Source organism: Mycobacterium neumannii (assembly GCF_002245615.1).
Lineage (GTDB): Bacteria > Actinomycetota > Actinomycetes > Mycobacteriales > Mycobacteriaceae > Mycobacterium > Mycobacterium neumannii_A.
Genome location: NZ_NKCO01000001.1, coordinates 421,375 through 434,582, shown reverse-complemented (window position 1 = coordinate 434,582; position 13,208 = coordinate 421,375). Strand labels below are relative to the sequence as shown.

The window sequence follows — 13,208 nt, the reverse complement described above, 5'->3', positions numbered from 1 at the left end:
GCGATGTTCTCGATCCGATTCGACATGCGGGCACCGCGTTTCGGTGCGGCGACGACCGACCTGTATGCGGCGGCAATCGACATGTCGGCGTGGGCCGAGCAGCACGGGTGCGTGGCGGCGGTGCTGTGCGAGCACCACGGATCAGAGGACGGCTATCTGCCGGCACCCCTGATGTTGGCATCGGCGATCGCGGCCCGTACCGAGCGATTGGCGCTCAGCGTGGTCGTGATACTGCCGTTCTACGATCCCGTTCGGCTGGCCGAAGACGTTGCGGTGCTCGACATTCTCAGCAACGGCCGGGCTTCGTATGTATTCGGGTTGGGCTACCGGCCCGAAGAGTTCGAGCACTTCGGTATCGACCGGTCGCGCCGGGGCGCGCTGGCCGACGAGAATCTCGACTTGTTGCGGACGCTGCTGACCGGCCGGCCCACCGTGCACGACAACCGCCGCATCATGGTGTCACCGCCACCGTGCACTCGCGGCGGGCCGACTTTGATGTGGGGCGGTGCCAGCCTTGCGGCGGCGCGCCGCGCCGGACGTTACGGTCTGGGTCTTCTCGCCAATGGCAGCGTGACCGGTATGCGGGACGCGTACGAAACCGCGTCGCGCGCGCACGGGCACGAGCCCGGCGGTGTGCTGTTACCCCCGCCCGACACGCCGACGGTCACGTTCGTCGCCGATGACGTCGACGAGGGGTGGGACGAGATCGGCGAACACCTGTTTCACGACGCCCGCATGTATGCGCAGTGGAATCCGGACAACCACGCTTCGGCCGGCATCTCGGCGGCTCGCGATGTGGAGGAACTGCGCCACCACTACACTTCGCACCGGATCATCAGCTCTGAACAGGCGCGCGAAATCATCCGCGGGGGAGGGTTTCTCAATCTGTCACCGCTGTGCGGCGGTATTCCACCCGAGATCGCGTGGCCATATCTGAGGCGCGCCGCTGACGCGGCAGCGACCCCGACGATGACAAGAGAGAGCAGCAGATGACCGATACCAACACCGTCGATCTGTACTACGACCCATTCGATTTCGACATCGACGATGACCCGTACCCCATCTGGAAGAGGATGCGCGACGAGGCGCCGCTCTATTACAACGACAAGTACAACTTCTACGCGTTGAGCCGCTACGACGACGTCGCCAAGGGGCTACACGACTGGGACACCTACCGTTCGGGCAAGGGCACCACGATGGACGTCATCATGAGCGGTGTGGACGTACCGCCGGGCGTGATCCTGTTCGAGGATCCTCCCCTTCACGACATTCACCGACGGGTGCTGTCGAAGGTCTTCACCCCGCGCCGGATGGAAGCCATCGAACCCCTTGTGCGCCAGTTCTGCGTGCGTGCGCTCGACTCCCTTACGGGTGCTTCCCGTTTCGACGTGATCGGCGACTTCGGGGCGCTGATCCCGATGCGGACCATCGGTTACCTGCTGGGTATTCCGGAGCAGGGACAGCAGCAGATTCGCGACAACACCGATGCGTCGATTGGGTTGAAGGAGGGGAGCTTTCAGTCAGTGTCGGCGGCGACGTTCGAGAACGCCTACCAGCTGTTCGCCGACTACATCGAGTGGCGGGCCGAACATCCGTCGGACGATCTGATGACCCAATTGCTCAACGCCGAGGTCGAAGACGACGGTCAGGTGCGGCCGCTGTCTCGGATCGAGGTGATGACCTACACGAGCATGATCGCCGGTGCCGGTAACGAGACGACCACCAGGCTGATCGGTTTCATCGCTCAGATGCTCGCCGAGCACCCCGATCAGCGACGCGAACTTCTCGACGACTTCTCGCTGATTCCCGGGGCGATCGAGGAGGTGTTGCGCTACCAGGCGCCGTCGCCGGTGCAGGCCCGATATGTCGCCCGCGACACCGAGGCTTACGGGCAGGCGATCGCCGAGGGCTCGGTGATGCTGCTGCTCAACGGTTCTGCCAACCGCGACGAACGGCGCTACCCCGACGGGGAGAGATTCGACATCCATCGCGGCGGATCGCATCTGTCGTTCGGGCAGGGGCTGCACTTCTGCCTCGGCTCGTCGCTGGCCCGGATGCAGGCCAGGGTCGCATTCGAGGAGATGCTGCGCCGATGGCCCGAGTGGGAGGTCGACTACGCGGACGCCGCGATGGCCCACACATCCAGCGTGCGAGGCTGGGGCAGGCTGCCGATCATCGTCGGCTAGCGTCCTCGGCCGTCGAGCGCGTGGTGACGCCGCGCAGCAGGGTGTCGCGGACGTGGATCTGCGACGCGCGGGGGCCGAGATCGTGGAGCAGGTTCTCCGGGATCCACGAGACCCCGATGACGACGCGGGCCAGAGTCTCGTTCGACGGTGCGTCGATCGCGATCTCGCCGGCGCGGATCCCGGCGGTGAGAAGGGATTTCATCTGGCGGACGCGTTTGGTGAACAGCCATGCGATGTTCGGGGTGTCCGGAGGAGACTGTCGCATCCATGCCAACTGGATCCGGAACTCGTCGCCGAAGTGGGCGAGCGCGTTGGTGTGGATCCAGCTCAACGCATCGAGTTTCTCGACCGCCGATGCCTCGGACCGCAGCACGCTCGTCCACCCCACCTCGGCGACCTTCTCGCCGAACGACTGCATGATCGAGGCCAGCAGTTCCTCTTTCGACCCGATCAAGCGGTACACTGTTCCGGTGCCGAGGCCGGCGGCCGATGCAATGTCGCGGATCGTGGTGACCTCGTAGCCTTTTCGCCCGAATTCGGCTCGGGCGACCGCGCGCACGTGTGAAGCCTTGTCGTTGGGCGCGTTCTCTTCCTCCTCGATCCACGACTTCACCGCGTCGTCGGCGGCGATGAACGCGGGGGAGCGATCGAGTTCGGCGTCACCGGGAGGGACGGTGGCCAGTCCTTCCAGCAGGATCCGGCACAGCGTGGCCGCGACTTTGTCGGCGCCTGCGCTGTGCCGGATGACATCGAGTCCGACTTGGCGCATCGACTGGACGATCCGGTCGGCAAGGACCGGCAGGTCGACGTCCGGTCGCAGATAACCACTCCACCGCGCGGCACGTAGCGTCTGCACCATCGCTTCGAGGATCTTCGCCGGGCGCTGTTGGGCCAGCGCGGCCAGTTCCGGATTCGAGGTCGGTGTCTCGTAGAACGTCATCTGCAGTGCGGCGCTGTGGGTCACCGCGCACTGGGCGATCGCGGCGCCCAACTCCACGATCCGATCGAACGCCGACAGCGGGGCGGGGTCGTCGAGCCGATCGAGGGCTTCATCGGCGATGCGATCGAGGTCCTCGTGGTATCGCCGAAGCAACTCGACGAGGATCGCTTCCTTGGACTCGAAATGGTGATACAGGCTGCCGGGCAAGATGCCTGCGGCGTCGGCGATCTCCTGAAGTGACGTACGCAGCCCGGACGTGGCGATCAACGACGCCGCGGTCTGCAAGATTTCGGTCCGCCGGGTGCCGTCGTCGTAGGAATGGCCCGCGTGCTTCGCGAGGTCGGCCTTCGGCGTCACACGACGCCCCACGACACCTCCAACGCAGGCTCCCGTCCACCTGTTTGGTCGAACCGACCCAAAGTTTGGTTAACGCTACCAGAACTGGGCCGCCGGGCAGGGTTCCTCGAGGTGGAAGCGCCGGTAGCGGGCCGGCGGTCACGAGCTGGATGGAAAGCGAGCGGGGTTCAGCGGGCGCTCGTAGGAGATGTCGCTTCGGTCATGCGCGACGGTGAGGATGTCGGCGAGAAAGCCCATGGTCTCGTCGGTGATCAGCGTCGTTCCCTCGGTGTGCCATTCCACGACGCAGACCCGCGCGGCGATGGCCCAACGGCCATCCCGGCGCTCGAGCCGGTCGATGTAGCGGCCGCCGTTGACGGTCAGGTGGTTTGCCGGGGCGCGGTCGGTGCCGACGAACAGATAGTACGTTTCGGTGTGCGCCTGGTCGCCCGTGATGTCCGCGGTGTGGTTCAGCAGGTAGTGCTGGTAGCGGGATTGCGTCTCGTGGTACGCAAATGCCCACTCGATGAAGTCGTCGACGGGGCCCACGAAACCGATGTGCTCGTCGACGGCGCCGTCGTGGTAGGCCGAACGCACCAGTTCGCGGTCACGTCGATCCATCCCGCGGGCGTACCGCTGCATGCAGTCGAAGATGTCTGCCCGGTCGCACAACGCCTGCAGCCTCTCGTTCACAGCGGTGTTCCCTCCCAGGTGTCCACGGCGACCACCTCGGCGATCGGTCGGCGTTCGGCCGGACGGAATCTGACGCCGGGCCGCAGCCGCCCGACCGGCAGAAGGCAGCCCTGGACGTAATTTTCCGGGATGCCGAGCAGATCGCGGACCGCTGCCTCGTGGGTCAGATGCAACGTCGTCACGCAGGTTCCGTAGCCGCGCGTGTGAAGCGCCAGCGCGAAATTCCAGACGGCGGGGAAGATCGAACCGTACAACGTCGCCTGGTAAAAGGACTCGTCGCCGTCGACGCGCGGCAGATACGGTTCATAGCAGGGGATTACGAGAAGCGGGACCTTCGCCATGTTCTCGACCAGCCACTCGGTCGAGGACATGATTTTCTTGCCCGGGGTATCGGGCGGCAGCAGGTCGGCGACCAGTTGCCCACCGACCCTCTGCAGATAGGCGTCGCGGTAGAGGTCGGCGAGGCGCGCGCGGAGTTTCTCGTCGAATACGGCCACCCAACGCCAGCTCTGTTGGTTCGAGCCGTTGGCGGCATGCATCCCGATCCGCAGGCAGTCCGCGATATCGCGACGATCGACGGGCGCGTCGAGGTCCAGTGATTTGCGCGCCGACCGGGTGGTCGTGAGGAGCTCGTCGATGTCCATGGGTGCTCCTTACGCTCGGTCTACGCGCCCGACGATAATCTGGAACAGATCTTTGGGTCAACGATGTCGAGGCCCAGTCGAGCCGTGACATTCAGCCCGACATGCCGAGGCGCCCGGTCACCGCGAACACCTCGTCGTAGATCGATCCCGGAACGGTGAACGGCTCGGTGGCCGCGACCGCCTCGAGGTGGCCGGCGATGTCCTCAGCCGTCGGATCACCGTCCCGTGGTGCCAGCCAGCCCTCGCTCAGCCCGATGAAGACCCTGGCGAACCGGCCCGCACATGCCGAGAAGTTCTGATGGTTGACATCGCAGGCCCGGCTGGCCAGGTACACCACGAGTGGAGCGACGAGCTCGGGACGGATGGCGGCGAAGAAGCCGTTGTCCTCCAGGGCTTTCGGGTCGCCCAGCGTTTCGGTGACCATCCGGGAGATCCCGAAGGGCAGCACGGTATTGGCGCGAATCCCGTGCGGTTCACCCTCGAGCGCGATGACATTGTTAAGGCCGACAATGCCGGCCTTGGCCGCGGCATAATGCGCCTCCAGGTGCTGACCGAACACGCCCGCCGACGACGCGATGAAAACGAACCGCCCGTAGCCCTGCCCCTTCATCACCCGGTAGGCGGGCTGCGACAGGTAGAACGCACCGTCGAGATGAACCGAAAGCATGCGTCGCCAGTCGACGGGAGTCAGTTCGTCGAACGCGATGGAGTTGAAGATGCCCGCATTGCTGATCACCGCGTCGAGCCGGCCGAACGCGTCGACGGCGGTTCGGACGATCGCCTCACCGCCAGCCGGGCTGTCCACCGAGTCATAGGACGCTACGGCCGTGCCGCCGGACGCGGTGATCTCCTCGACCACCTGATCGGCGACCGCCGTGTTCCGGCCGTCGCCATGCATGGTTGCGCCGAGGTCGTTGACGACGATCGATGCTCCGCGCCTTGCCAACTCGAGCGCATACACACGGCCGAGCCCGCGGCCAGCCCCGGTGACCACGGCGACCTGCTCGGCGAAATCGATCATCGTTCCTCCGGCGATTGACGGCGGTCCGGTCGGACTCTACGTTGGAACAGATATTTGGTCAACGAGAAAGGGCGCGCTCGATGACGAGCGAGGACGCCGACAACCCCAGGCGTTTGGCGCTGCTGGCCTCGGCCCTGGCCGGCCGCACGGTAGCGGTCGCGCCTGCCGCACCGGGTGAACCGGCATGGACGGACGGCGTCACGGTGTTCGTCGATCCATCCGCCGGCGCGGACCGCCAACTCGAGGCGGTAACAGTGCAGGCCTCGCTGCTGGCCAGTGGAGGCCTGGAAACGGAGGTGGTGCGCAAACTCGTCAGACGGCCGGCCCTGGCGCGCCGGTACCTCGCGGTCGAGGGTCAGCGAGCGTTGTCGGTCAACGACGACCTGCTGCCGTCGGGTGTGCGCCGCCTTGTCGACTGTGACCTCGCCGCCCGCGCGGATTCGGCGGTCGGTTCGTTGAAGGTGGCGGGGCAAAGTCGTGACATCGCCGATCCACCCGCGGGGTTCGGCGTCATCAGGGCGCAGAAGCTGTTGGCCAACCGCGCCTCCGCCGCCCAGGTGGAATCGGCCGGCGGGCACGTCCCTCGGCGCGAGGCGAACAAGGAACTGGCCGACCTCGACGACGGCGATGACGACTTCGACGACGGCGAAGACATGATGGATCCCTTCACGAGTCCTGTTGGTGGGGGCGGTGCGCTCGGCAGGCTCCTGAAAAGGATGACAAAGAGTGTCCGCAAACTCTCCGGTGCGGGCACGCCGGGCGCGGATACGCCAACCCATCGCTCCCGCAGGGGATTTCGTGGCGCAGGTGCGGTGACCTCGAGTGCGGCCGGTGCGGTGGACTCCGACGGCTGGGAAGCCTCCACAACCGGGGGGCGCACGTATGACGAGTGGGACTTCCAGCGACGCGGCTACCGGCCGGACTGGTGCACCGTGGTGGAGATCGACGCACCGATTGAGAAGCGGGAAGCGCTGGTTCGCCCGGATGTCCACGCCTTGCGCCGCCCCCTCACCCGCCTGGGTATCGGGCTGGACCGGTGTCACCGGCAGGTCCAGGGCGACGATATCGACGTCGATGCCGCGGTCGAGGCGCGCGTCGAAACCCTGGCGGGTTCGACGCCCGACGAGGCGGTCTACCTCGACAATCTGCGAAGGCGTCGCGATTTGGCCGTGCTCGTCCTGCTCGACGTCTCCGGTTCGGCAGGTGAATCGGGCACTTTCGGCCAGACCGTGCACGAGCAGCAGCGTACGGCCGCAGCGGCGCTGACCGTTGCCCTCCATGACCTCGGAGACCGTGTCGCGTTGTACGCCTTTCAGTCACAGGGCCGCTCGGCCGTTCATCTCGTGCCGGTCAAGCGTTTCGACGATCACCTCGACGCGATGGTCATGCGCCGCCTGGGCAGCCTCACCCCGGGCGCCTATTCACGGCTGGGGGCGGCCGTTCGGCACGGTACGGCGGTGATGACGGAGAAGGCGGGCACGTCACGACGTCTGCTGGTCGTGCTGTCCGACGGCTTGGCCTACGACCACGGCTACGAACGGCGCTACGGTGCGGCCGACGTACGCCGGGCGCTGGGGGAGGCCCGGCGGAAGGGTATCGGCTGCTTGTGCTTGACGATCGGCGCGGCCACCGACTCCGGGGAGCTGGCCATGGTGTTCGGCAGCGCTGCACACGCGTCGATACCCAAGCCCACGCAGCTGGCCGACGTGATCGGTCCGCTGTTCCGCGCGGCGCTGCGCACCGCAGACCTGCGCCGGCGCGTGTCGACTGCGTCTGCATCTTGAACCAAACATCTGTTCCGCGCTAGGGTCCTAAGCGAGTTCGAACCGAAGGGAAGCCATGCAGGTGAAGCCACCGCGGCCCTACTACGTGCCCGTCGCGAACGAGGAGCAGGTCTTCAAGGCCGCATACAAGCAGGGGCTTTCCATCGCACTCAAGGGCCCGACGGGCTGTGGCAAGACGCGGTTCGTCGAGGCGATGGCCCACGACCTGGATCGTCCGCTGATCACCGTCGCCTGCCATGACGACCTGACCACCGCCGATCTCGTCGGCCGGTTTCTGCTACGCGGCGGTGAGACCGAGTGGGTCGACGGGCCCCTGACCCGTGCGGTCCGCGACGGTGCGATCTGCTATCTCGACGAGGTCGTCGAAGCCCGGCAGGACACCACCGTCGTGCTGCACCCGCTGGCCGACCACCGCAGACAACTGCCGATCGAACGGCTGGGGGTCACGCTGGAAGCGGCGCCGGGGTTCTGTCTGGTCGTCTCCTATAACCCGGGCTACCAGAGCGTGCTGAAGGATCTCAAGGACTCCACAAGGCAGCGGATGGTTGCGATCGAATTCGGTTTTCCCACAACAGACGTCGAAGAGAAGATCGTCGCCAGCGAAGCGGGCATCGCGCACGACCGTGCCGCGGAACTGGTCCGGCTGGGTCATGCGATCCGGCGGTTGGAGACGGGGGGACTCCGCGAAGTCGCTTCCACGCGGGTATTGATCGCCGCGGGTCGGCTGATCGCCGAAGGTTTGGCCCCACGGGACGCCGCGCGCGCCGCGATCGCCGGCCCGCTCACCGATGACGCCACCGTGACCCGCGGTTTGGTCGAGATGATCGACGCGTACTTGGTCGACCAGGCTCCGGGTGATTGACCCTGATCATGACCCTCGCTACTGTCTGAACAAATATTAGGTTTCCAACGACGGAGGTGGCATGTCCTACGAGAGCACCGCGGAACCGATCAAGTTCGGGTACCTCATGGACTTCAAGCTGCCCGACCTCTACCCGCAGGAGATGAAGGAAGATCTGTCCAATCCCTTCGAGCTGATATTCGCCGAGGCGGTTGAGAACGGCGTGATCGATCGGCCCATCGAGATCATCTACAAGGAGGTCGAGGGGCTGCCGAAAGGTTCGGTCAAAGCGGTGATCGACGCCTACGGCGAACTCGTCGACGAGGGGTGCCTCGCGGTGTTCGGCCCGCACATCACCGACAACTGCGTGCCGACCCGCGAGGCCATCGAGGAGCGGTTCCGGGTGCCCGCGCTCAGCGTCACCGGCAGCGACGCGTGGTTGGGGGAGTGGACGTTCGCGTTTCCGCAGGGTTCTTTGACCGACGAGCCGATCTTCTGGGCGGACCTTCTGGCCAAGGGCGGACACCACGAGGTAGGCGTCCTCATGGAGCAGTCACTGGTCGGCGAGACATACGTGAAGAACTTCCGGAACGCGTGCCGTCGCAAGGGGATCCGGATCGTCGCCGAAGTCGCGATCGCGCAGACGGCCCAGGATGTCTCGGAAGCGGTGCGGACTCTGTACGAAGCCAAGGCGCAGGCCGTGGTGCACGCCGGTTTCGGGTTCGGCATCGTGTTCGTCAACCCTGCTCTGGAAGAACTCGGCTGGGATCCACCGCGCTTCACCAGCACGGCTTTCCAGAACGCGTGGATCAACCCGATCATGTGGAACGCGTTCATGGGGTGGACGGGCGTCGACCAGTACGACGAGGGCAACCCTGTCGGCCAGCGGTTCCTCGACAAGTACCAGGAGAAGTTCGGCCGCAGGCCCGAATACTGTGTGCCCGTGGTGAACTGCGACGTCGCCACAGCGTTGCTTCGCGCGTGCAGCGATGCGCATCCGCTGAGTCCGCGCGGTGTCAAGGAGGCCTTGGAACGCGTCAAGATGATGCCCGCGGCCGCGGGGGCGCCGGGGACCCGCGTCTCGTTCGGCAACTGGACGCGCCGGGCGTGGATGGGCGCCGGGTATCTGGTCGCCCGAAGGCTGGACGCCGACGGCGTCAACTCTCATCTCGTCGACCGCTTTGGTGAGGAGTGAACCGTGACCACTGAAACGCCGAAGGCCGAAGCCACCTCGCCGGCCTCTCCGGGGCCGACGAAACGGTCCTGGCTCGGGCCGTCGATCTCGGTGGCGGCACTCCTTGCCGTTGCCGTGTTCTTCGCCGTCAACACCCGTAAGGGTCCGGGGTCCCCACGCATCGCCAATCCCGATGTCGAGGGGACACCGCGGCCCGTCGAGGTGCTGTTCGGGTGGAGCACGTCCACCTGGGTGGTGATCCTCGAGACCTTCACCGTCATCACGATGGCCGTCATCATCACCTTGTGGGTGGTGCACTGGCGACGAAACCCGCACAACCCGACGTTGCTGATGGCACTCGTCACGTCGTTGATCGTGTGGCAAGACCCGATCATGAACTGGTCGCCGTTCGCGGTCTACAACCCCGAGCTGGCGCACCTGCCCGAGGACTGGCCGTTGGTGTCGCTGTCACCGACGGTGGAACCGTTCGTGGTCCTCGGCTACGTGATGTTCTATCTCGGGCCCTATTTCCCGGCGATCTGGATCTTGCGGAAACTGCAGGCGCGCAGGCCTGTCGAGTCATTCGTGTGGCGCCATCCGCTGATCAGCCTGGCGGCCATCATCTTCCCTATCGGGGTGGTGGTGGACGCGGCGCTCGAGATCACCCTGGTGCGCACCGGCATGTACATCTATTCGCAGGTGCCGCCGTGGGCGTCGGTGTTCACCGGAGACACCTATCAGTTCCCGTTGATCTGGGAAGTGGTGGCGGTGACGTTCGTGATGATCCCCGCCGGTGTGCTGCTCTACCGCGACGACACCGGTAAGTCCGTCGCGGAGAAGCTTGCTCAGCGGGCGCGGATCTTCGCCTCGAGGCCTAGGCTGGGCACCTTCGTGGTGATGTTCGTGATCATCAACGTCGCCTATTTCTGTTACGGCGGGCTTTTCGCGATCGTGAAGGCGACCAAGATCTCGACGTCGGTGGCCTGCCCGTGGCCGTATCCGGAAGTGAAGGTCTATGACCCGCAGGGCTTCTACGAAGCGAACGGCCAACCGGGTCCGTACTCCGTCGGGATCATGTCGACCTGGATGAGCGGGCAGCCCGACGGGCGCCCGGACGTGGAACTGGGTGAGAAGAGCAATCGGTGCGCACCGGACGCCCAGGATGGGTGATGAGCGCTTGCGCGAAGAACAGACAATGGGTGATGAGCGCTTGCGCGAAGAACAGACAATGAGGGCTGAGCGCAGCGTCGTCATCACCGGCGCCTCGCGGGGGCTGGGGTTGGCATCGGCGTCTCATCTGTACCGGTGCGGCTGGCGGGTCGTCGCGGCCATGCGGTCCGTCGATGCCGGCATGCAACGGCTGCGTGAGGCGACCGGCGCGGTGCCGGACGATCCGAACCTGGTCGGTGTCACGCTCGACCTCACCGACACCGCCTCGATCGAGGCGGCGGCCAAGTCGATCGAGGAGGCGGTCGGCGCCCCGTATGCGCTGGTGCACAACGCCGGCATTTCGGCGGCGGGAATGGTCGAGGAGACACCGGTGAATCTGTGGGAGCAGATGTTCGCGACCAACATCTTCGGTCCCGTCGGATTGACCAGGGCGTTATTGCCGTCCATGCGCGATGCCGGGCGCGGTCGCATCGTGCTGGTGTCGAGCCAGGGTGGTGTGCGCGGAATGCCTGCCACCGCACCGTATTCGGCCGTCAAGGGCGCGTTGGAACGCTGGGGCGAGTCGATGGCCGCCGAGATCGCGCCGTTCGGCATCGGCGTCACGATCCTGGTGACCGGTACCTACGACACCGAGATCATCACCGATGCGGGAACCACCGACTGTCGCGATCTGACCGGTCCCTATGCGCCGCATCACCGCACCATGGACAAGCGTGGGCGGGCCGCTATGCGCATGGCCGCACGGTCGCCCGACAAGTTCGCGGAGGGTTTGGCCGAAGCACTGGACAGTTCGAAACCGTTCGTCAAGCGGCCGGTCGGCCCCGACGCGCGAATGTTGTTGATCGCCAACCGGGTGTTCCCGTCGGCCGGGCTGCACCAGATGATCCGGCTGATGATGGGCATCCCGCGGTTCGGCGCGCTACGAGGGAGCAGAGACCATGGCTGACGTTCGCTTCGAATCGAAGATGATGATCGACGGCAAGCTCGTCGACGGTGAGGCAGGCACCTTCACCAACATCAACCCGGCCACCGAGGAGGTGCTCGGCGAGGTCGCCGATGCCTCGAAGGCCGATATGCACCGCGCGATCGACGCGGCGCGGCGAGCGTTCGACGAGACGAATTGGTCCACGGATCATGCGTTTCGGCAACGGTGCCTGCTGCAGCTTCAGGAGGCACTCGAGTCCGAGCAGGAAGAGCTGCGCGAGGAACTCATCCTCGAGGTGGGCTGTCCGCGTGCCATCACCCACGGCCCCCAACTCGATGCGCCGTTATCCGACGCCCTGAAGTACCCGGCCCGGCTGATCGACGAATATCCCTGGGAGACATCACTGGGCGATGCGCTCGTGTCGGTCACCGGGGTCAACACCACCCGCAAGGTCTGGCGCGAGCCCGTCGGCGTGGTCGGGGCGATCGTGCCGTGGAACTTCCCCTTCGAGGTCACCATCCAGAAGATCGGGCAAGCCCTCGGTACGGGTAACACCGTCGTACTCAAGCCGGCGCCCAACACCCCGTACAACGCCACCCGGTTGGGGCGGCTGATTGCCGAGAACACCGACATCCCACCGGGTGTCGTCAACGTCGTCACCGCCTCGGATCACTTCGTCGGTGAAGAACTCACCCTGTCACCGAAGGTGGACCTGATCTCGTTCACCGGATCCACCGTCGTCGGCAGGCGGATCATGGAGAAGGGCGCGGCGACGATGAAGCGGTTGTTCCTCGAACTGGGCGGCAAGTCGGCGACCATCGTGCTCGAGGACGCGGACTTCGCGCTGGGCTGCATGATGGGCATCGCGCCGTGTATGCACGCGGGTCAGGGCTGCGCCAACCCGACCCGGCTGCTTCTGCCGCGTTCGCGCTACGACGAAGGCGTCGAAATCCTCAAGGGCATCTACGAAGGTGTCGCGCCCGGGGATCCGCAGGATCTGGGCACGCTGTGCGGACCGATCATCTCCGACAAGCAGCGCGGGCGCATCCGCGGATACATCGACAAGGGCGTCGAGGAGGGTGCGACCCTGCTCGTCGGAGGTGCCGAGGCTCCCGACGGCATGGACAGGGGATTCTTCGTCAAGCCAACACTTTTCGTCAACGTCGACAACGCGATGACCATCGCTCAGGAGGAGATCTTCGGCCCGGTGCTCTCGGTGATCCCGTTCGACGACGAGGACGACGCGGTGCGCATCGCCAACGACAGTCCGTACGGCCTGGCGGGCAACGTAATGGCCGGGACGCTGGACAGGGCCCTGTCAGTGGCCAGGCGACTACGCGCCGGATTCATCGGACTCAACGGCACCGCCGGGTACGGCGCTGACACGCCGTTCGGTGGCTATAAGGCCAGCGGTATCGGACGCCAGAACGGTGTCGCCGGGTTCGACCAGTACACCGAGATCAAGTCCGTCGCCTATCCGGCCGGTTCGTAGGA

The 13,208-nt window shown here is 65.7% G+C and carries 12 protein-coding genes; 8 read left to right on the top strand and 4 right to left on the bottom strand.

Translation table 11 applies throughout. The features are described 5' to 3' along the window. Positions 1-3: 3 nt before the first annotated feature. Positions 4-993: an LLM class flavin-dependent oxidoreductase gene (locus CEX88_RS02250; RefSeq protein ID WP_066844792.1), complete on the top strand. Its 990-nt coding sequence runs from the start codon at positions 4-6 to the stop codon at positions 991-993. Then, positions 990-2,186 carry a cytochrome P450 gene (locus CEX88_RS02245; protein WP_094292222.1) on the top strand — a complete coding sequence of 399 codons (1,197 nt, stop codon included), beginning with the start codon at positions 990-992 and terminating at the stop codon, positions 2,184-2,186. The genes CEX88_RS02250 and CEX88_RS02245 overlap by 4 nt, the downstream gene beginning before the upstream one ends. Here the strand turns inward: CEX88_RS02245 and CEX88_RS02240 are convergent. The 4 genes from CEX88_RS02240 to CEX88_RS02225 form a co-directional block, all read right to left on the bottom strand. Continuing rightward, a complete protein-coding gene (locus CEX88_RS02240) occupies positions 2,173-3,483 on the bottom strand; it encodes a TetR/AcrR family transcriptional regulator (RefSeq protein WP_238381921.1) in 1,311 nt (436 codons plus the stop codon). The genes CEX88_RS02245 and CEX88_RS02240 overlap by 14 nt on opposite strands. Positions 3,484-3,621: 138 nt before the next feature. Then, entirely contained in the window at positions 3,622-4,155 is a 534-nt protein-coding gene (locus CEX88_RS02235) for a nuclear transport factor 2 family protein (protein ID WP_238381920.1), read from the bottom strand. Continuing rightward, positions 4,152-4,799: a nitroreductase family protein gene (locus CEX88_RS02230; protein ID WP_094292220.1), complete on the bottom strand. Its 648-nt coding sequence runs from the start codon at positions 4,797-4,799 to the stop codon at positions 4,152-4,154. Before CEX88_RS02230 ends, CEX88_RS02235 begins: the two co-directional genes overlap by 4 nt. Before the next feature lie 91 nt (positions 4,800-4,890). Then, positions 4,891-5,820 carry an SDR family NAD(P)-dependent oxidoreductase gene (locus CEX88_RS02225; RefSeq protein WP_094292219.1) on the bottom strand — a complete coding sequence of 310 codons (930 nt, stop codon included), beginning with the start codon at positions 5,818-5,820 and terminating at the stop codon, positions 4,891-4,893. Positions 5,821-5,900: 80 nt separating this feature from the next. Here CEX88_RS02225 and CEX88_RS02220 point away from each other — a divergent pair, with 80 nt between their 5' ends. The 6 genes from CEX88_RS02220 (at position 5,901) to CEX88_RS02195 (ending at position 13,206) form a co-directional block, all read left to right on the top strand. Further along, positions 5,901-7,604, top strand: a complete 1,704-nt coding sequence (locus CEX88_RS02220; RefSeq protein WP_094292218.1) for a nitric oxide reductase activation protein NorD — start codon at positions 5,901-5,903, stop codon at positions 7,602-7,604. A gap of 55 nt (positions 7,605-7,659) precedes the next feature. Further along, positions 7,660-8,466, top strand: a complete 807-nt coding sequence (locus CEX88_RS02215) for a CbbQ/NirQ/NorQ/GpvN family protein (RefSeq protein WP_094292217.1) — start codon at positions 7,660-7,662, stop codon at positions 8,464-8,466. 61 nt (positions 8,467-8,527) lie between these two features. Continuing rightward, complete coding sequence (locus CEX88_RS02210) at positions 8,528-9,640, top strand: ABC transporter substrate-binding protein (RefSeq protein ID WP_094292216.1); 1,113 nt, start codon at positions 8,528-8,530, stop codon at positions 9,638-9,640. A 3-nt stretch (positions 9,641-9,643) separates the two neighbouring features. Beyond that, positions 9,644-10,789 carry a spirocyclase AveC family protein gene (locus CEX88_RS02205; RefSeq protein ID WP_094292215.1) on the top strand — a complete coding sequence of 382 codons (1,146 nt, stop codon included), beginning with the start codon at positions 9,644-9,646 and terminating at the stop codon, positions 10,787-10,789. Between the two features lie 58 nt (positions 10,790-10,847). Further along, entirely contained in the window at positions 10,848-11,735 is an 888-nt protein-coding gene (locus tag CEX88_RS02200) for an SDR family oxidoreductase (RefSeq protein WP_094292306.1), read from the top strand. A 19-nt stretch (positions 11,736-11,754) separates the two neighbouring features. Next, positions 11,755-13,206: an aldehyde dehydrogenase family protein gene (locus tag CEX88_RS02195; protein WP_094292307.1), complete on the top strand. Its 1,452-nt coding sequence runs from the start codon at positions 11,755-11,757 to the stop codon at positions 13,204-13,206. Positions 13,207-13,208: the final 2 nt, after the last annotated feature.